Source organism: Micromonospora sp. H61 (assembly GCF_018070325.1).
GTDB classification, from domain to species: domain Bacteria; phylum Actinomycetota; class Actinomycetes; order Mycobacteriales; family Micromonosporaceae; genus Micromonospora; species Micromonospora salmantinae.
Window position 1 is genome coordinate 78176 of the sequence record NZ_JAGPXY010000021.1, and the last position, 18587, is coordinate 96762.

Annotated in this window: 19 protein-coding genes and 1 pseudogene; 13 read left to right on the top strand and 7 right to left on the bottom strand. The window is 72.0% G+C overall.

The window, feature by feature from the left end; translation table 11 throughout:
- Positions 1-93: 93 nt before the first annotated feature.
- From zwf to KBX08_RS34445, 3 genes are all read left to right on the top strand, one after another.
- Positions 94-1473 carry a glucose-6-phosphate dehydrogenase gene (gene zwf / locus KBX08_RS13635; protein WP_210783855.1) on the top strand — a complete coding sequence of 460 codons (1380 nt, stop codon included), beginning with the start codon at positions 94-96 and terminating at the stop codon, positions 1471-1473.
- Between the two features lie 169 nt (positions 1474-1642).
- On the top strand, positions 1643-3091 hold the full coding sequence (locus tag KBX08_RS13640; RefSeq protein WP_210783856.1) for an OFA family MFS transporter: 1449 nt from the start codon (positions 1643-1645) through the stop codon (positions 3089-3091).
- Entirely contained in the window at positions 3088-3213 is a 126-nt protein-coding gene (locus KBX08_RS34445; protein ID WP_282102825.1) for a hypothetical protein, read from the top strand. The genes KBX08_RS13640 and KBX08_RS34445 overlap by 4 nt, the downstream gene beginning before the upstream one ends.
- Before the next feature lie 63 nt (positions 3214-3276).
- Here the strand turns inward: KBX08_RS34445 and KBX08_RS13645 are convergent, their stop codons facing one another.
- Entirely contained in the window at positions 3277-4005 is a 729-nt protein-coding gene (locus KBX08_RS13645) for an SDR family oxidoreductase (protein WP_210783857.1), read from the bottom strand.
- Positions 4006-4091: 86 nt separating this feature from the next.
- Here KBX08_RS13645 and KBX08_RS13650 point away from each other — a divergent pair, with 86 nt between their 5' ends.
- From KBX08_RS13650 to KBX08_RS13660, 3 genes are all read left to right on the top strand, one after another.
- On the top strand, positions 4092-4391 hold the full coding sequence (locus KBX08_RS13650; protein ID WP_247669342.1) for a hypothetical protein: 300 nt from the start codon (positions 4092-4094) through the stop codon (positions 4389-4391).
- 45 nt (positions 4392-4436) lie between these two features.
- Positions 4437-4898 (top strand): peroxiredoxin, encoded by a 462-nt coding sequence (locus KBX08_RS13655; RefSeq protein ID WP_307850541.1) that lies wholly within the window; start codon positions 4437-4439, stop codon positions 4896-4898.
- A gap of 84 nt (positions 4899-4982) precedes the next feature.
- Positions 4983-5666, top strand: a complete 684-nt coding sequence (locus KBX08_RS13660; protein WP_210783858.1) for a hypothetical protein — start codon at positions 4983-4985, stop codon at positions 5664-5666.
- A gap of 6 nt (positions 5667-5672) precedes the next feature.
- Here KBX08_RS13660 and KBX08_RS13665 read toward each other — a convergent pair whose 3' ends face one another.
- Positions 5673-6125 carry a MarR family winged helix-turn-helix transcriptional regulator gene (locus tag KBX08_RS13665; protein ID WP_210783859.1) on the bottom strand — a complete coding sequence of 151 codons (453 nt, stop codon included), beginning with the start codon at positions 6123-6125 and terminating at the stop codon, positions 5673-5675.
- A gap of 97 nt (positions 6126-6222) precedes the next feature.
- Between KBX08_RS13665 and KBX08_RS13670 the strand changes: the two genes are divergently transcribed.
- Positions 6223-6669, top strand: a complete 447-nt coding sequence (locus tag KBX08_RS13670; protein WP_210783860.1) for a hypothetical protein — start codon at positions 6223-6225, stop codon at positions 6667-6669.
- A 97-nt stretch (positions 6670-6766) separates the two neighbouring features.
- On the opposite strand, the gene eis is transcribed toward KBX08_RS13670, so the two are convergent.
- The 3 genes from eis to KBX08_RS13685 all read right to left on the bottom strand — a co-directional run bounded on the left by eis (position 6767) and on the right by KBX08_RS13685 (position 10551).
- A complete protein-coding gene (gene eis, locus KBX08_RS13675) occupies positions 6767-7960 on the bottom strand; it encodes an enhanced intracellular survival protein Eis (RefSeq protein ID WP_210783861.1) in 1194 nt (397 codons plus the stop codon).
- A 165-nt stretch (positions 7961-8125) separates the two neighbouring features.
- Positions 8126-9124 carry a cytochrome d ubiquinol oxidase subunit II gene (cydB, locus tag KBX08_RS13680; protein WP_210783862.1) on the bottom strand — a complete coding sequence of 333 codons (999 nt, stop codon included), beginning with the start codon at positions 9122-9124 and terminating at the stop codon, positions 8126-8128.
- A 14-nt stretch (positions 9125-9138) separates the two neighbouring features.
- Entirely contained in the window at positions 9139-10551 is a 1413-nt protein-coding gene (locus KBX08_RS13685) for a cytochrome ubiquinol oxidase subunit I (RefSeq protein ID WP_210783878.1), read from the bottom strand.
- Between the two features lie 152 nt (positions 10552-10703).
- Between KBX08_RS13685 and KBX08_RS13690 the strand changes: the two genes are divergently transcribed.
- The 4 genes from KBX08_RS13690 (at position 10704) to KBX08_RS13705 (ending at position 14722) form a co-directional block, all read left to right on the top strand.
- Positions 10704-11477: a 1-acyl-sn-glycerol-3-phosphate acyltransferase gene (locus KBX08_RS13690; protein ID WP_210783863.1), complete on the top strand. Its 774-nt coding sequence runs from the start codon at positions 10704-10706 to the stop codon at positions 11475-11477.
- A gap of 292 nt (positions 11478-11769) precedes the next feature.
- The gene (locus KBX08_RS13695; RefSeq protein ID WP_210783864.1) at positions 11770-12537 is read left to right on the top strand and encodes a glycerophosphodiester phosphodiesterase; all 768 of its coding nucleotides are present in this window, start codon (positions 11770-11772) and stop codon (positions 12535-12537) included.
- Between the two features lie 17 nt (positions 12538-12554).
- Complete coding sequence (locus KBX08_RS13700; protein ID WP_210783865.1) at positions 12555-13949, top strand: MFS transporter; 1395 nt, start codon at positions 12555-12557, stop codon at positions 13947-13949.
- A gap of 56 nt (positions 13950-14005) precedes the next feature.
- Positions 14006-14722 carry a thymidine kinase gene (locus tag KBX08_RS13705; protein WP_124821847.1) on the top strand — a complete coding sequence of 239 codons (717 nt, stop codon included), beginning with the start codon at positions 14006-14008 and terminating at the stop codon, positions 14720-14722.
- A gap of 51 nt (positions 14723-14773) precedes the next feature.
- Here KBX08_RS13705 and KBX08_RS13710 read toward each other — a convergent pair whose 3' ends face one another.
- Both KBX08_RS13710 and KBX08_RS13715 read right to left on the bottom strand, forming a co-directional pair.
- On the bottom strand, positions 14774-15967 hold the full coding sequence (locus KBX08_RS13710; protein ID WP_210783866.1) for a low temperature requirement protein A: 1194 nt from the start codon (positions 15965-15967) through the stop codon (positions 14774-14776).
- Positions 15954-16412, bottom strand: a complete 459-nt coding sequence (locus tag KBX08_RS13715) for a hypothetical protein (RefSeq protein ID WP_372488361.1) — start codon at positions 16410-16412, stop codon at positions 15954-15956. The genes KBX08_RS13710 and KBX08_RS13715 overlap by 14 nt, the downstream gene beginning before the upstream one ends.
- A gap of 146 nt (positions 16413-16558) precedes the next feature.
- Between KBX08_RS13715 and KBX08_RS13720 the strand changes: the two genes are divergently transcribed.
- Both KBX08_RS13720 and KBX08_RS13725 read left to right on the top strand, forming a co-directional pair.
- Positions 16559-18262 carry an acyl-CoA dehydrogenase family protein gene (locus KBX08_RS13720; RefSeq protein WP_210783867.1) on the top strand — a complete coding sequence of 568 codons (1704 nt, stop codon included), beginning with the start codon at positions 16559-16561 and terminating at the stop codon, positions 18260-18262.
- A 31-nt stretch (positions 18263-18293) separates the two neighbouring features.
- Positions 18294-18587 (top strand): annotated as a pseudogene (locus KBX08_RS13725) (hypothetical protein); the annotation flags it as partial.

Sequence of the window (18587 nt, forward strand, 5' to 3'; positions counted from 1 at the left end):
CCTCACGTACGCCGCACGCTGGGGAATTCCTGGAGTGGGTCGTGCCGTTGTCCGTTCGGAAGATCAGGTTCGGATGATCGAATGGGAAGTGCGATGCACGTGCGCTCAGACGCGGTAGTGCTGTTCGGCGTCACGGGAGACCTCGTCTCGAAGAAGCTGTTTCCGGCGCTGTACGAGTTGACCCGGCGCGACCGCCTCGACGTTCCGGTGATCGGCGTGGCCCGCTCCGCCTGGGATGATCAGCAGTTGGTCACCATGGCCCGCAAGTCGGTCACCGAGGCCGATGACGAGATCGACGACGAGACCTTCGATCGGCTGGCGGACAACCTCTCGATGATCTCCGGCAACTACGCGGACCCGACGACGTACCAGCGGCTGGCTGAGCGGCTGCGCGACGCCGAGCGGCCGGTGTTCTACCTGGCGATCCCTCCGGCGGTGTTCGGCTCCGTCGTCGAGGGCCTGGCGGCCGTGGGCCTGGCCGACCGGGGTCGGGTGATCGTGGAGAAGCCGTTCGGGCGTGACCTGGAGTCCTCCCGCGAGCTGGATCGCACCCTGGGCGCGGCCTTCGCGCCGGAGCGGGTGTTCCGCATCGACCACTACCTCGGTAAGGAAGCCGTCGAGGGTCTCTACGCCTTCCGGTTCGCCAACCGGCTGTTCGAGCCGCTGTGGAACAACGAGCACATCGACAACATCCAGGTGACCCTCGCCGAGGGTTTCGGCACCCAGGGCCGGGCCGGGTTCTACGACACGGTGGGCGCGACCCGGGACGTGCTGCAGAACCACATCCTTCAGGTCGTGGCGCTCATCGCGATGGAGGCGCCGGCCAGCGATGACACCACGGCGTTCCGGGAGGCGGAGGCCGCGGTGCTGCGGCAGATCGCACCGCTGTCGCCGGAGTCCACCGTCCGGGGGCAGTATGCCGGCTACCGCGACGAGCCGGGCGTGGCGGCGGACTCGAACACGGAGACGTTCGTGGCGACCAGGTTGACTGTCGACTCCCCCCGCTGGGCGGGCGTGCCGTTCTACCTGCGCACCGGCAAGTCGCTGCCGGGGACGGCGACGGAGGTGGTGGTCGAGTTCAAGCAGCCGCAGCGCTCGCTGATCCCCGCCGAGCGGGGCACGGCGAGGGCCGCGAACCTGCTGCGGTTCCGCCTGGGGCGTGGCGACGGCATCACCATGTCGATCCAGGCGAAGAGCCCGGGTGCCGAGGTGGCGAGCCGTCCGGTGGATCTGTCCGTCGACTTCGGCTCGGCCCTCGGTCGCCGGCAGGAGGCGTACGAGCGGCTGCTCGACGACGCGATGGACGGGCAGCACCTGCGCTTCGCGCGTGCCGAGACGATCGAGCAGGAGTGGCGCATCGTCGAGCCGATCCTGGATCTGCCGACGGCGGTGCAGTCGTACGAGAAGAGCAGCTGGGGTCCGGCGGACGCCGAGGCGCTGGCCGGCGGCTGGCACCTTCCGGACCTGCGGTAGCCGCGGCCTGAGCCGCCGGCGGCTCCCTGACGGAGCGTGCCGCGCGGACGCTGACTGACCGCTCAGCTCAGCGAGACGACCGTCCGGCGACGGTGAGGTTTGCCGCTTACGAGTGCTGCGGGCACGTTGGGTGCGACGTTTCTCGTCCTCGTCGGAGAGGAAGCAGCGCATGCTTTCCGCACTCGATCGTCGGCACACCGTCGCGCCGCCCGGCTACAGCCGGTGGCTCATCCCCCCGGCGGCGTTGGCCATCCACCTCTGCATCGGTCAGGTCTACGCGACCAGCGTCTACAAGAACTCCCTGATCGCCCACTTCGACACCAGCCAGACGGCGATCGGGGTGATCTTCAGCATCGCGATCGTGATGCTCGGGTTGTCCGCCGCGGTCGCCGGGACCTGGGTGGAGGCGAACGGGCCGCGTAAGGCCATGTTCGTCTCGGCCTGTTTCTGGGCGGCGGGTTTCCTGGTGGGCTCGCTGGGCATCGCCACGAAGCAGCTGTGGCTGCTGTATCTGGGCTACGGGCTGCTCGGCGGCATCGGGCTGGGCATCGGCTACATCTCCCCCGTCTCCACGCTGATCAAGTGGTTCCCGGACCGGCCGGGGCTGGCCACCGGGTTGGCGATCATGGGCTTCGGTGGTGGGGCGATGGTCGCCTCTCCCCTGTCGCGGCAACTGTTGTCGTTCTACGACCCCGGCTACGACCCGGCCAACGCGGGGTCGACGGCGTCGGGCAGCGCCCTGGTGTGGCTGTTCGTGACCCTCGGCCTGGGCTACTTCGTGATCATGATGTTCGGGGTGGCGAACGTGCGGGTGCCGGCGCCGGACTGGCGGCCGGCCGGCTTCGACCCGGCGAGCGTGGCGGCGAAGCCGCTGGTCACCACGGCGAACGTGTCGGCGGCGAACGCGGTGAAGACCCGCTCGTTCTGGCTGCTGTGGGTGGTGCTGTTCTGCAACGTGACCGCCGGCATCGGCATCCTCGAGCAGGCCAGCCCGATGATCCAGGACTTCTTCCGCGACAACGGCACCTCGGCGGTGACCGTCGCGGCGGCCGGCGGGTTCGTGGGTCTGCTGTCGCTGTTCAACATGGCCGGCCGGTTCGTGTGGTCGTCCACTTCGGACGTCATCGGCCGCAAACCGATCTACCTGGTGTACCTGGGCGTCGGCATGGTGCTCTACGCGCTGCTGGCGCTCGTCGGGCAGACCTCGACGGCCCTGTTCGTGCTGTTGGCCTGCGTGATCCTGTCGTTCTACGGCGGTGGCTTCGCGACAGTGCCGGCGTACCTGCGGGACCTGTTCGGCACCTTCCAGGTCGGCGCGATCCACGGTCGGCTGCTGACCGCGTGGTCGGCGGCGGGGATCGCCGGTCCGCTGATCGTCAACGGGTTCCTCGACGCGCAGGGCGAGCCGGGCTCACTGACGGCCGCGGCGTACCGGCCGGCGCTGTTCACGATGGTGGCTGTGCTGGCCGTGGGCTTCGTGGCGAACCTGCTGGTGCGGCCGGTGCCGCAGCGCTACCACGAACCGTCGACGGAGCAGAACGCGCAACAGGGCGCGGATGAGAACGCGGATCGGGACGTGGACGAGGACACGACGGCGCAGAGGAGTGGTACGCGATGAGTGCGGACAGCCGACCCGGGCAGCAGGCCCGGTTGTGGATCTCCTGGTTGGTGGTGGCGGCGCTGCTCGGCTACGGAGTCGCCCAGACCGCCGTCACCGCGGCGAAGCTGTTCACCCACTGAGCCGGATCCGGCGGTCTCCGACCGCGTGAACGCCCGGCGGTCTTCGGCCGGGTGGACGCGTGGTCAGAGGCCGCCGGAGACGCGCAGCACGGTCCCGGTGGCGTACGAGGCGTCCGGGCCGAGCAGCCAGGCGATGGCGGCGGCGATCTCGTCGGGTTCGCCGGCACGGCCCAGGGGGATGCGACCGACGGCGGAGTCGGCACGGTCGGGCACCCCGGAGTCGGCGTGGATGTCGGTGCGCACGATGCCGGGGGCCACGGCGTTGACCCGGATGCCCTTCGGGGCGAGTTCCTTGGCCAGGCCGACGGTGAGGGTGTCGGTGGCGGCCTTCACGGCGGCGTAGTGCACGTACTCCCCCGGGCTGCCGAGGGTCGCGGCCGCCGAGGAGACGTTGACGATCGCCCCGCCGTCGGTGAGCCGCCGGGCGGCCTGTTGGGCGCAGAGGACGTAGCCGACGAGGTTGACGTCGACGACCCGGCGCAGATCCTCGACGCGCAGCTCGGTGAACGGCCCGATCAGGCTGGTGACGCCGGCGTTGTTGACCAGGCCGGTGAGCGGGCCGAGCTGCGCGGCCGCGTCGAACAGGGCGTGCACCTGCTCGGGGTCGGTGGTGTCGGCGCGTACCGCGACGGCCTGTGCGCCGGCGGCCCGCACGTCGGCCAGGACGGCGGTGGCGGCGGCCTCGTCGCGGCGGTAGCACAGGGCGACGTGGTGACCGGCGGCGGCGAGCCGGCGGGCGGTGGCCGCGCCGATGCCCCGGCCGCCGCCGGTGATGACGGTGACGGGTGCCACTGTTGCCTCCCGGGGAGTCTGACGGCTGCGCGATGGTCGTGCCGACGCTACCGTGACCGGCGCGGGTCGGTCGTCCAGAGGACCCGGTGACGATCGGCGCGCGCCGCTTCGTCGACGATCGGATGTGCTCGACTGTGAACGCGGACCTGGCGGCGCACGCGCGCAGGGTGCTGGTGCTCGCGCCGACGTCGACGGCGTTCGGGCCGATGCCACGGCTGTCGGCGCAGGTGGGCGCCTTGCGGGCGGCCGGGTCGCGGGTGGTGGTGCTGACGCCGGACGCGGCGGCGCGCACGGCGATCGGCCGCAATGCGCTGGACCCGGCCCGGTGCGCCGCGACGCGGGCCGGGCGGACCCAGGCCGACGAGGTGGCGGCGCTCTGGGCGTGATCGCTTACGCTCACCGCGCTGTCGATCAGACGATGGAGGTGTGCGGTGGCGGGTGTGGGTGTCGGCGACGTGGTGCAGGATTTCGAGCTGCCGGATGAGACGGGCACGCCGCGGCGGCTGTCGGAGTTGTTGGCGGCCGGGCCGGTGGTGCTGTTCTTCTACCCGGCGGCGATGACCCGGGGGTGCACGGCGGAGAGCTGCCACTTCCGCGACCTCGCGGCGGAGTTCACGGCGTTGGGCGCGACGCGGGTGGGCATCAGCCGCGACCCGGTGGCGAAGCAGGCCGAGTTCTCGAAGCTGCACGGCTTCGACTATCCGCTGTTGTCGGACGCCGACGGCGCGGTGGCGCAGCAGTTCGGCGTCAAGCGGCGGGTGCCGTTGGGGCCGTTGAGCATGAAGCGCATGACGTTCGTCATCGGCGCTGACCAGCGGGTCATCGAGGTGATCCACAGCGAGGTCAGCATGAACGAGCACGCGGACCGGGCGCTGCGGGCGCTGGGCGGCTGAGCGAGGTGTGAGCCCGGTGCGGCGGGTGTCGCAGTCGGCTGCTATCAAGACAGCAATCAAACAGGTGTACGGAAGAGGGTTGTGATGGATGCCGGCCAGGGTTTGTCCACTAGCGAGGTGCAGAGCATCCGGGAGTCGTTGGCGGCCGGGCGTAAACCACGGGTGGTGTTCACCGCGTCGGCGGGGCAGATCGCCGGTCAGGTCGGTCAGGTGATCGAGCTGACCGACCCGGAGGTGTCCGACGAGTTCGTGGTGGTGCGCTTCGGTCGCGACGAGTTGCCGTTCTCCCCCGCCGACCTGGCCGTGGCGCCCAAGGGCGTCACCCGTCGGGTGGTGGAGCCGAAGCCGGAGCCCGAGCCCGAGCCGCCAGCGGTGGCCGCGCCGGAGTTCGTTTTGGACACGCCGCGGGTGCCCGCGCAGCGACAGGAGGAGCCGAAGGTGGAGCAGACGGAGAAGCCGCCGGCGCGGCGGGCGGTCAAGGCCGTCAAGCCGAAGGGCCCCGCGGGCCTCACCGTGACCTTGGCGTACGCCGACGGTGAGTGGACCGTCGCCGCGCAGCAGGGCAGCAAGGCCCTGGCGAAGCCGTACGTGGTGAAGCCGGCGGAGGCGTTGAAGATGGTGGCCCTGGTCGACGTGCCGGGGGTGCAGGAGGCGGTGGAGCAGATCCTCGGCACCGAGCGGGCCGAGGCGGAACAGCAGGCCGAGAAGCTGCGCGCCGAGCTGGCCGAGATCGAGGCGCGGCTGGCGGAGCTGCGCGAGGCTCGCTGAGGCGGGTCAGTTCCGGCTGTGGTGGCGCAGCAGTCGGGTGAGCAGTCGCGTCAGCTGCTCGCGCTCGGTGGCGGACAGCGGGGCCAGCAGGTCGGCTTGGACGCGCTCGAGGGTCGCGCCCATCCGGCGGGCCTCGTCGGCGCCGGCGTCGGTGGCGCTGATGACGTTGCGGCGGCGATCGGCCGGGTCGGGGGCACGCACCACGAGCCCTCGGCCGGCCAGGTCGTTGATGGCGGCCACCACGTCGCTGCGGTCGATGCCGCAGCGCCGGCCGAGGTCGGCCTGGCTCGCAGGCCCGTCCTCGGCCAGGGTGGCGAGCAGGCGGTAGTGGTAGCCGCGCAGGTCGTGCGCGGCGAGGCCCTCGCTGAGCAGGCGGGCGGCGTGACCGGCGGTCTGGTTGAGCAGCCAGCTCGGGGTGGTGCTGAGCCCGGCGGGTGACTGCGGGGCCGCGTTGTCCATGTGGCGCAGTCTACCAGGGATCGTTGGCGCGACCCACGATCGGATGTTACGTTGGTGAGACCAACGTTGGTTCTGCCAACGTGTCGAAGGAGGCGTCATGTCCACCATCCCCACCCTCAACGGCCAGGTCATCGGCCAGGCCCACTACGCCACCCGGGCCCTGCTCGAACGGGCCACCGCTGCCCTCGGCGTCGAGTTCAACCAGTTGCTCGCCCTCAATGTCCTCGCCAACGGCCCGACCGAACGCGCTCACTTCACGCACCGGATCACCAGCACCCTCAAGGTCGACGAGCAGGAAGTGCAACGGGTGCTCACCACCCTCGTCGACGCGAACCTCGCCCAGGCCGACCACGACGCCGACGCCCCACGGCTACGGCTCACCGACGCTGGTCACGCCGTGCAGGCCCGCATCGCCGACGCCGTCGCGAACATCAGCGCGCGCCTCTACGCGGACATCCCCGCCAACGAGGCGAGCGCCGCCGCCCGCGCGCTGTCCCTGGTCACCCAGCGCGCCAATGCCGAACTGGCCGCGACCCCGACCTGACGGGCAAGAGCGCGACGGTGCGCGGGTCCGGTCCTGCCCCGCGCGCCGGGCCGGACCCGGCCAACCTGTCAGCGGCCCACGTGCCGGGTCCGGCCGGTCAGAAGTAGTCGAGTAGCTGCGCCGGGCCGCCGACGCCCAGCAGGTCCAGGGCGGCCGGGTCGGCGTCACCGGCACCATGCAACAGGCCGGCCTGCGCGACCGAGCGCGCCTGCGCCGCCCCGGCGTAGAGCAGGGCGAAACCGCGCACGTCCAACCGCAGGTCGGCCTCGCCGTCGACCCGGGTCAGCTCGGCCGCGCCGTCGGCGACGGTCAACCGCCAGGTACCGGTGTTCCACTCGGCGAGCGCGTCGGTGAGGCCGAAGTCGACGACGCCCCGGGCGTGGACGGGCCACCCCCGCGCGCTCACCGCGCGGACGACGTCGACCGGTCGGTGCATCCACAGGTCCCGCTCGTGGTCGCGGGCCGACTCCAACGGCAGGTGAGGGCTGACGGCGTCGCCGTCGAGGGGGCACAGCCGCACTGTGGGCGCGACGCTTGCCCAACTGCCGAGCACCCCGACGATCTCCCGGGCGGCCTCGGGGGTGACGGCCAGGGCCTCGTCGACGGTGAGCACGGAGTCGGCGCCGTAGCCCCGGCCCCGCTGCCAGGTGGCGTAGCCGACCAGGTCGCCGTCGCGCTCGACGAGGGTGAGACCGTCGCCGGGCAGACCGCGGTCGGCGGCGAAGAAGTCGTACAGCTCACCCCGGCGGGTCAGCATGCCGTTGCGGTGCCGGGTGACCCGCTCGTACAGGTCGGTGACGGCGGGCAGGTCGGCCACCGTGCCGGCCCGCACCACCAGATCCGGGCAGGGCCGGTGCCGGGGCAACGCGGCGGTGGCCAGATCGACGGTACGCAGCACACCGGCGGCCTCCCACCCGCAGGCCCGGTACGGGGCGGCGACGGTCGGGTAGAGCGCGCTGACCGCCGCCCCACGCTCGCGCGCGCCCTGCAGCAGGGCGGTGAGCAGGGCCCGAGCCACGCCCCGACCACGGGCCTCGGGAGCGACCGCCACCCCGGCCACGTCGGCGGCCGACACCGCCCGGCCCGACCACCACTGGTCGTGGTGCAGGTCGACTGCCTTGCCCACGAGCCGACCGGCGTCGTCGAACGCGCCGTACCGGGTCAGGCCGGCGGGCGTGGCGGTGGTCTGCGCGGGCCGCTGCGGGTCGGAGCCGAACGCGAACCGGCCCAACTCCCAGGCGGCGTCGAGGTCGTCGGCGGTGAGTTCGCGTACGTGCACAGTGGCGGGCATCGGCACACCGTAGCGAGGCCGCTCCGCACCAACAGCCGATTTACCGCACCATGATCAACCCGCCACGCGATCTTGCAGTTTCTGTCGCGGCATACGGGGCATTCCACGCATCACGGCGACCAAAACTGCAAGATCGGCGGGGTGTCGGGTGCGACACCGCGTTGGTCAGTGCTGCGGGATGTTGGCTACGCCGATGCGCTTGCGGAACACCCAGTAGGTCCAGCCCTGGTAGGCGAGCACCACCGGAGTGAAGATCACCGCCACCCAGGTCATGATCTTCAGGGTGTACGGGGTGGACGCGGCGTTGGTGGCCGTCAGCGTGCCGGCCGCGTCCAGGGTGGAGGGCAGCACGTTCGGGAACAGCGCCGCGAACAGGGTCGCCACGGCCAGACCGATCGCCACGGCGGTGCCGGTGAACGCCCATCCCTCCCGGCGTACCCGGGCGGCGGCCAGAGCGCCGAGCAGGGCGAGGGCCGCGCCGACGGCGAGCACGACGGCGGCCGCGCTGGAGCGGATGCTCAACGTCCAGGTCAGGAACCCGACCGCGAGCACGGCGGCGCCCACACCCAGGCGCACGGCGAGCGCGCCCGCGCGCTCGCGGATGTCGCCGGTGGTCTTCAGGGCGAGGAACACCGCGCCGTGGGTGAGGAACAGCGCGAGGGTGGTCGCGCCGCCCAGCAGGGCGTACGGGTTGAGCAGGTTCAGCAGGCCGCCGACGTACTCGTGGTCGGCGTCCAGTGGCACGCCGCGCAGGATGTTGGCGAAGGCGACGCCCCACAGGATCGCCGGCAGCAGCGAGCCGACCACGATCGCCGCGTCCCACCGGCGCTTCCAGGACGCCTCGGGGCGCTTGTGCCGATACTCGAAGGCGACCCCCCGGGCGATCAGGGCCAGCAGGATCAGCAGCAGCGGCAGGTAGAAGCCGGAGAAGAGGGTGGCGTACCACTCGGGGAACGCGGCGAACATGGCGCCACCGGCGGTGATCAGCCACACCTCGTTGCCGTCCCAGACCGGGCCGATGGTGTTGATCAGGACGCGGCGCTCCCGGTCGTCGCGGCCGAGCACGGGCAGCAGCATGCCGACGCCGAAGTCGAAGCCCTCCAGGATGAAGTACCCGGTGAACAGCACGGCGACGAGGAGAAACCAGATGGTGGTCAGTTCCACGATGGGCTCCGGGATCAGTAGGCGAAGGCGAGCGGGCGCTCGGCGTCGTCGGTGTCGTCGGTGGGGGGTTGCTCGCTGACGTCCGGCACGCCGGCCTTGGCGTAGCGCAGCAGCAGCTTGACCTCGATCACGGCGAGGGTGGCGTAGATCAGCGTGAAGGCGGTGAACGAGGTGAGCACCTCGGCCAGCGAGACGCTGCGGGACACCCCGTTGCGGGTGAGCATCTCGCCGAAGACGATCCACGGCTGACGGCCCATCTCGGTGAAGATCCAGCCGAAGGAGTTGGCCAGCAACGGCAGCACCGGCATGGCCAGCCCGGCGCGCAGCAGCCACTTGCTGCTCGGGGTGCGGCCCTTGCGCTGACTCCAGAGCACCAGCAGGGCGATCGCGCCGGCCGCCATCCCGAAGGCGATCATGAAGCGGAAGCTCCAGTAGGTGACCGGGATGATCGGGGTGTAGCTGCCCGCGCCGTACTGGGTGGCGTACTGGGCCTGGAGGTCGTTGATGCCGTGCACGGTGCCGTTCGGGTCGCCGGTGCCCAGGTAGGACAGCAGGTACGGGATCTTGATGGCGAACACCTCGCGGCTGCCGTCCAGGCTGCCGATGGTGAGCACGGAGAACGAGGCGGGGCTCTCGGTGGTGTAGAGGCCCTCGGCGGCGGCCATCTTCATCGGCTGCACGTCCGTCATGATCTTGCCCTGGATGTCGCCGGTGAACAGCACGGCCGCGGAGGCGACCAGGACCACCCAGGAGCCGAACTTGGTGGCGAAGCGGTACGCGCCGGCGTCGGCGGAGTCGCGGTTGCGGATGACGTGCCACAGGCCGACCGCGACGATCAGCGACCCGGCGACCAGGAACGAGCCGGCCAGGGTGTGCGGGAAGGTGATCAGGGCGACCTTGTTGGTCAGCACGGCCGGGAAGTCGGTCAACTCGGCGCGCCCGCTGTCGGGGTTGATCCGGTAGCCGACCGGGTTCTGCATGAACGAGTTCGCCGCGAGGATGAAGTACGCGCTGAGGTTGGTGCCGATCGCGGCGGCCCAGATGCTGGCCAGGTGCGCCCGCTTGGGCAGTCGGTCCCAGCCGAAGATCCACAGGCCGATGAAGGTGGATTCGAGGAAGAACGCGACGAGCGCCTCGATGGCCAGGGGTGCGCCGAAGACGTCCCCGACGAAGCGGGAGTAGTCGCTCCAGTTCATGCCGAACTGGAACTCCTGCACGATGCCGGTGACCACGCCCATGGCGAAGTTGATCAGGAACAGCTTGCCGTAGAACTTGGTGAGCTTGAGGTAGCGCTCGTTGCCGGTGCGGTGCCACATGGTCTGCAGGATGGCTACCAGCACGGAGAGGCCGATGGTCAGCGGCACGAAGAGAAAGTGGTAGACGGTGGTGACACCGAACTGCCAGCGGGCAACGTCCAACGCGTCCACCTGAAAACCCCCAGCCATCCGTACTACGAGACGTAGTAAATACTACTGCTCGTCGTAGAAGGTTGGACGGCCCGCACCCTCCCGGGACCAATGACCCTGATCACCCGACCCGCCCTCGCGGCCCCGCCGCCGCGTGCGACGATGGCGCGCTGATGAACACCGCACACACCACCTGGCGGCCGCCGCTGATCTGGCGCGCAGCCCTGCTGCTGGCCCGGGGCCTGGTCGGCCTGCTCGCCCGCCTCGAGGTCACCGGCGACGTCCCGGCGTACCTGCGTCGCGGCCCGCTGGTGCTGGCCGCCAACCACATCAGCCCGTTCGACCCGGTGGTCATGGCCGCCGCCTGCCGGACCCGTGGCGTCGCCCCGCGCATCATGGCGACCGCCGGGCTGTTTCGCGTCCCCATGTTCGGCGCCGCCATGCGCCACGCCGGGCACATCCGCGTCGACCGGGGCACCAGCGCCGTGCACCGGGCCCTCGACGACGCCGCCACTGCCGTCGCGCGCGGCTCGGTGATCCTCATCTACCCGGAGGGACGCATCGGCCTGGACCCCGGCCTGTGGCCCGAACGCGGCAAGACCGGCGCCGCCCGCCTCGCCCTGGCCTGCGGCGCCCCGGTCGTCCCGGTCGCCCAGTGGGGCTCGCACGAGGTACTGCCCTACCAGGCGCCGCGCGGAATGCTGCGTGGCATCGCCCGCTCGCTGTGGCGTCGACCGGTGATCCGGGTGCACTTCGGCACCCCCGTCGACCTGGGCGAAACGGCGGCGGCCAACCCCGGCGCGGCCCGCCGGGCCACCGACCGGATCATCGACGCGCTCACCGACACCCTCGCCCCGCTGCGCCCCGACGAGCCGGACGTGCCGCGCCACGTCGACCCCGGCCGCCCGAGCGACCCCAGTCGCACCCACCGCCGCCGGTCGAACTGAGCCACCACGGCGCGTGCGGTCCGCTGCTTCCAGTGTGATCACTCACCGTCCCTGCTGCTGTGTCTGAGGGGCGGCTGGGGCGAGTGATGGCCGGGTTGTCCTTTGCTCTGCACCCGCGGGTGCGACGGCTACGGTCTGCGACCGGTGCGAATCGGGGTGCAGAGCAAAGGGGACGGCCTGTGGCCTGTGCACCCCTTCACGCCGGCAGGCCACCGCACGGGGGCAGCCGGTGATCAAGGGAATCTCCCCGCCGGCCACCCGCCGGCCACCAACCGCAGGCATACTGCGTCGCGTGTTGACCCGATTCGGCTACCTCGACGCGCCCGCGCCGCTGGCGTTCGCCCACCGTGGCGGCGCCGCCGAGGGCGACGAGAACACCATCGAGGCGTTCGCCCGGGCCGTCGGGCTGGGCTACCGGTACGTGGAGACCGACGTGCACGCCACAGCGGACGGCGTGGCGGTGATCTTCCACGACCCGACGCTGCTCCGGGTCACCGGTGAGGCGGGGCGCATCGCCGAGATGAGCTGGGCCGACCTCGCCTCGGTACGCGTCGGCGGCGCTGCCGTCGTACCCCGGCTCGACGAGGTGTTGGGGGCGTGGCCGCAGGTCCGCTTCAACATCGACGTGAAGGCCGACGGCGGCGTCGAACCGACGGTCGCGACAGTGACCCGGGCCGGCGCCGGCGACCGGGTGCTGCTCGCCTCGTTCAGCGACGCCCGGCTGACCCGGCTGCGCGCGCTCACCGACGGCCGGGTCGCCACCAGCCTCGGCATGCGCGGCGTCGCCCGGCTGCGGCTGGCCTCCCTGCACGGGCGGCCACTGCGGCTGCCGCCGTCGGTGGTCGCCGCGCAGGTGCCGCCGCGCTACGGGCGGGTGCCGGTGGTGGACCGCCGGTTCCTCGACTACTGCCACCGCATCGGCCTGCAGGTGCACGTCTGGACGATCGACGAACCCGCCCAGATGCACGAGTTACTGGATCGTGGCGTGGATGGCATCATGACCGATCACGTCGGCGTGCTGCGCGACGTCTACCGCAGCCGCGGCCACTGGGCCGCCTGAGGATCGAAGGACCCCCGATGGCCGAGACCGTGACCCCCACGGTGGACGACACCTTGCCTCCGGCGAGCACTCGCCGGGAGCGGCGCGGCTGGTACATCTACGACTGGGCCAACTCCGCGTTCCAGACCACAGTCATCACGGTGTTCCTGGGCCCGTTCATCACCACCGTCGCCGAGTTGGCCGCCGGGTGCGAGTTGGGCGCGGACACCTGCGACGGGTACGTGTACCCGCTGGGTATCCGGGTGGCGGCCGGGTCCTACTACCCGTACCTGATCTCGCTGTCGGTGTTCCTCACCGTGTTCGTGCTGCCGGTGATCGGGGCGATCGCCGACCGGTCGGAGCACAAGAAGCGGCTGCTCGGCGGCGCCGCGTTCACCGGCGCCGGCGCGACCATCGCGATGATCTTCGTCACCGGTGACCGCTACCTGCTCGGCGGGGCGCTCTTCCTGGTCGCCAACATCTCCTTCGGCGCGGCCGTCGTGGTCTACAACTCGTTCCTGCCGCAGCTCGGCGGACCCGACGAACGCGACGGCATCTCCAGCCGCGGTTGGGCGCTGGGCTACCTGGGCGGTGGTCTGCTACTGGCGTTCAACCTGGTCGCGGTCACCCTGTTCAGCGAGGACGACAACCCGCAGCGCACCCTGGACCTGGCCCGCTGGTCGATCGTCTCCGCCGGGGTGTGGTGGGCGGTGTTCACCCTGGTGCCGCTGCGCTGGCTGCGGGAACGCCCCAGCAGGGCGGCGGCGCTGGCCCGGCGGGGCAACGTGCTCACCGACGGGTTCCGGCAGCTGGGCCACACCCTGCGGGAGATCAAGGCGTACCCGTTGACGCTGTTCTTCCTGCTGGCGTTCCTGGTCTACAACGACGGCATCCAGACCGTCATCACCCTGGCCAGCCAGTACGGCACCGAGGAGCTGCGGCTGGACCAGAGCACCCTGATCATCACCATCCTGCTGGTGCAGTTCCTCGCCTTCGGAGGCGCGTTGGGCCTCGGCGCGTTGGCCCGACGCATCGGCGCCTGGAAGACAGTGCTGCTCAGCCTGGTCCTCTGGACCGGTGTGATCATCGGCGCGTTCCGGCTGCCGGCCGAGGCACCGGTGCCGTTCATGGTCCTCGGCGCGGCCATCGGCCTGGTCCTCGGCGGCAGCCAGGCGCTGAGCCGGTCGCTGTTCAGCCAGCTCATCCCGGCCGGGAAGGAGGGCGAGTACTACGGCTTCTACGAGATCAGCGACAAGGGCACCAGCTGGCTCGGCCCGCTCGCCTTCGGCCTGGTGTTCCAACTCACCGCCTCGTACCGGGTGGGCCTGGTCTCACTGCTGATCTTCTTCGTGGTCGGGTTCCTGCTCCTCGCCGCCGTGCCGATCCGCCGTGCCATCGTGGCCGCGGGCAACACCCCACCGCGGGTGCTCTGAGCACGGGTCCCGCGCCCGACCGATCCGGGCCGGTCAATGGGCTAGGCTGCCCGACCGTGACCGACGACGCCGCCACCGCCCCGACCTGCCTGGCCCACCCGTTCCCCGGCCAGCCACACGCCCCGGCCGGGTGCGCGGCCGCGCGCGGGCTCGACGGGCGTCCGGTGCACGCGGCGGCGTTGAAGTTCTTCTGGGGGCCGATGGACTGCGGCAAGTCCACGATGGCGTTGCAGATGAACTACAACCACGCCCGGCAGGGCCGGCGCGGGCTGGTCACCACCCGCATCGACCGGTCGCTGGGACCGCAGGTCACCACCCGCATCGGCCTGGCCCACGAGGCCATCGAGGTCACCGACGACCTGGACCTGCGGGCCCTGGTGCGGGGCCGGTGGGCCGACGGGGTACGCGTCGACTATCTGATCTGCGACGAGGCGTGCTTCTACACCGTCGAGCACGTCGAGCAGATGGCCGAGCTGGTCGACAGCTACGACGTCGACGTGTTCGCGTTCGGCCTGGCCACCGACTTCCGCTCGCGGATGTTCCCCGCCGCGCAACGCCTGTTCGAGCTGGCCGACGAGGTGGCCCGCATCCAGGTCGAGGTGCTCTGCTGGTGCGGCCGCGAAGGGCTGCTCAACGCCCGCGTCGTCGACGGGCGGGTCGTCCGTGAGGGCGCCCAGGTCGTCATCGGCGACACCGTCGACACCGCCGAGGTGCGCTACCAGGTGCTCTGCCGCCGGCACTACCGCAGCGGCGACCTCGGCCCCCGCGACTGAGCGGACAACCCATCACCCTGCCAGTGGTTCGCTGCCCGAAAGACGCGCCGGTCACCGCGCGGCCGCCGGTGACCGGAACCGGTCGGTCAGGATCACGGCGACAGTCACCGCCAACGCCACAGCGGCGCACACCGCGACGGGTGCCTCCAGCACCACACCTACCGGCATCAGCGCCAGCAGGACCGCCACCGCCGTGACCCGGCTGATCGGCAGGGTCCGCCACAACAGCGCCTTGTAGGCGGCGTGCCCGGCCAGGAACAGCGCGGGACCACCCAGGGTGAGCAGCACGTCGACAGTGGCGACCGGCGCGCCGGGCTCCCGCAGCAACCGCTCGTCGGCCGCCGACGTGACGACGACACCGGCGACGATCACCGGGTGCAGGAAGTTGAACGCGACCCGGCTCAACGCGCCGGTGCGCTCCCCGGCCTGGGCGATGAACTCCGTGGCGGCCGGGGCCGAGCGGGCGAAGTACACCCACCACAGCGCCACCGAACCGCCGAACGCCAGCAGGAACGCCCCGGACGTCACCAGGTCCACGTGCGACGTGAGGGTGCTGCCGGTGACCAGGATCGACTCCCCCAGCGCGATCAGGACGAACGCCGCGCACCGTTCGGCCAGGTGCCCACCCTCCACCATCCACCGCTCGGGTCGGCTGCGTCCCCGTCGTGGCAGCGGATAGCCGATCGACAGGCCGACCACCTCGATCACGATCACCGCCGTCCACACCGCGTCCCGGGCGGCACCGCCGACCAGGCCACCGATGACCACGAGCACCGACGTCCCGGTGATCCATGGCAGCGACTGCTGAAATCCGGCCACCAACCACGGGCTGCCCTGCACCGCCCACAACGCGAACAGGGTGCGGCCCACCTGCACGGTGACGTAGACCAGCGCGAAGAGCAGGCCGGTCGCACCGAACGCCTCCGGGATCGTCGCCGACAACAGCAGGCTGCCCAGCCCCACCCCGATCAGCATCGTCCGCACCGGCCCCTGGTCCGGTTGCAGCCAGTTGGTCAACCAGGTGGTGTAGACCCAGACGAGCCACACCAGCGCCAGCAACAGGCCGGTACGCCCCGCGCCCCGCCAGTCCAGGTGCGCGAGCAGGTAGTGCGACAACTGGGTGATGCTGAAGATGAAGACGAGGTCGAAGAAGAGTTCCGTCGAGGTGGTCGGCTGCACCCCCTCGCGTGGGCGCAGCAGCTGTGGGCGTGTCGGGGCGGCGACCGGGGGCCTAGAAGGGGTCACCGCACACCCGCCAGTTTCCGTCCTCACGGACGACCGGCAGGCGACGTTCCTCGCTGAGCCCGCCGCTGCGGGTCACCTTCACTGTCACCGTGCCGTGCGGTCGGCCGCTGCGGGTGGCGACCGACACGTCGGTGATCTCGTAGTCGGTGACCATCGGTGGTGTCCGCACCCAACTGGTGAAGCCGATCGCGCTCCACCGGCTGCGCGCGTCCTCGCAGAGCCGCTCGTACGCCCGGTCGCTGTCGCCGAGGGCCACCTCGCTGAGGAAACCGTCGGCGGTCTCCCGGATCGGGCCGGCGGCCTGCCGGACGGTCTGCAGGTTCCAGGCGCCCAACCCGGCCACCCCCACGCAGCACAGCGCCACACCGAACCCGGCGAACGCCAACCCGGTGCGCATCGGGCGGTGACGCCGGGCCGGTCGGCTCCACGACTGGCCCGCACCCACGACTACCGACCGTAGAGAACACGCTCGCACCGACGGGCGACAAGCCGGAAACTGGGTGCGCCCGATGGGCGGGCGTGCCCTGTTCGCGGCGGCCCCGCATCGTCTACCGTCGGCGCACACCCCCGAGCAGTGCCAGGAGCCGATCGATGAGCCGCTTCGTGCAGCCGGTACCACCCCCCGTCGACCCGTACGCCGGCGATGGCCTGCTGCGGTCCTGGCTGGAGCGTCACCTCGGCCCGGGCGGGCACGCCGCCGCGAAGGGTCGTCTCGCGGACCTGGCCGCCGATGTGACCGGGCCACTGCGCGCGGCGCACGCCGACGCGGAGGCGCACCCGCCGACGCTGGTCCGCTACGACCCGTGGGGTGCCCGGATCGACCGCATCGACACCTCCGCCGGTTGGCAGGCGCAACGCGCCGCCGCCGCCCGGCACGCCGTGGTCGCGCTGCCCTACCTGCCGGACGCGCGGGGCACCTGGGGTGCCGCCGCGCGGGTCGTGCAACACGCCCTGCTGCACCTGTACGGGCCGGAGTCCGCGACGTTCTCCTGCCCGGTGGCGATGGCCGACGGGGCGGCGGCGCTGCTCAGCATGCCCGACGTCGATGCCACGGTCCGCGACGCGTGGCTGCCCCGGCTGATCTCCACGGACCCGGCCACGGCGATCACCAGCGGGCAGTGGATGACCGAGTCGCAGGGTGGCTCCGACTTGGGCCGCTCCAGCACACTCGGCCGGCCCGCGGCGGACGGTTCGTGGCGGCTGACCGGGGAGAAGTGGTTCTGCTCCGCCGCCGACGCGGCGATGGCGGTGGCGCTGGCCCGGCCGGAGGGCGCCGGGCGGGGCAGCCGGGTGCTCGCCCCGTTCCTCGTTCCCCGGTACGCGGTCGACTCACCGCTGGCCGACGGCGCGGCGCCGGGCGCACCCGCGCCGGGTGTCACGGTGCACCGGCTCAAGGACAAGCTCGGCACCCGGGCACTGCCCACCGCCGAGATCGGCCTGCGCGACGCGTACGCCCTCCCGCTGGGTGACGCGGCGGTGCCCGGTCTGGTCCGGGCGATGACCCTGGTCGTGGTGACCCGGGTGCACAACGCCGCGGCGGCGGCCGGCGGGATGCGACGGGGTCTCGCCTACGCCCGCGCGTACGCCGAGGTGCGGCACGTCGCCGGCGGCCCGCTGGTGTCCTCGCCTCTGCACCGGGCCACCCTGGGCACCCTCGCGGTCGACGCGGCGGGCGCGTTCGCCCTCGCTGGGCACGCCTTCGCCCTGCTCGGGCGGGTCGAGGTCGGCGCCGACCCGGAGGCCGCGGCCGAGCTGCGCATCGTGGCGCCGTTGGCGAAGCTGGCCACCGCTCGGCTGGCCGTCAGCTCCGCCAGCGAGTACGTGGAGAGCTTCGGCGGGGCCGGTTACGTGGAGGACACCGGCGTGCCCCGGTTGCTGCGCGACGCCCAGGTGCTGCCGATCTGGGAGGGCACCACAAATGTGCTGGCCCTGGACGTGCTGCGCGCGCTGACCCGGGAGGACGCCGGTGCGCCGCTGCTGAGCCGGCTGACCGCCGCCGTCGACCTGGCGCGGCCGCTGTCGCCGGTGCTGGCCGACACCCTGGCCACCGCCGCCGCGCAGTTGGAGGAGACCATCGCCGCGGTGACCGTCGACCCGGGCGCGTCGGCGGTGCTCGCGGGCGCCCGCGGTCTGGCGTTGCGCCTGGCGTACGCGCTGACCACCGCGTTGCTCGTCGAGCACGCCGCGTGGGGCGACGAGCAGGCGGAGTTGGCCGCCCGGCTGTGGGCGCGCCGCTGGCTGCGGCACGAGGAGATCGCCGAGGACGCCCACCGCCACCTCGACCTGCTCTGCTGACCGGCCGGCGCGAGCGGACGGGTGGGCGCCCATGTCGGTGCTGATCGAGCTGGGTGACGACCGGGGCGCGCCCCTGGAGGAGCGCCGCCCACCGCCGCAGGTGTCCCGCCGGTGGCGCGTGGCGGTGCTGGTGGCGGCCTGTGTCCTGCTCGGCGGTGCCGCCCCGCCCGCGCGCCTGACGCCTCAGGTCGGGCCGGCGGTGCCCGCCCGGGCGACAGTGCTCGGCGCCGGGCCGCTGCTGCTGGTCGTCGACCCCGAACCGAACCCGCCGACGCTGAGCGCCTACGACTCGGCCGCGCCGGACGGCCCGCCGCGGTGGCGGGTC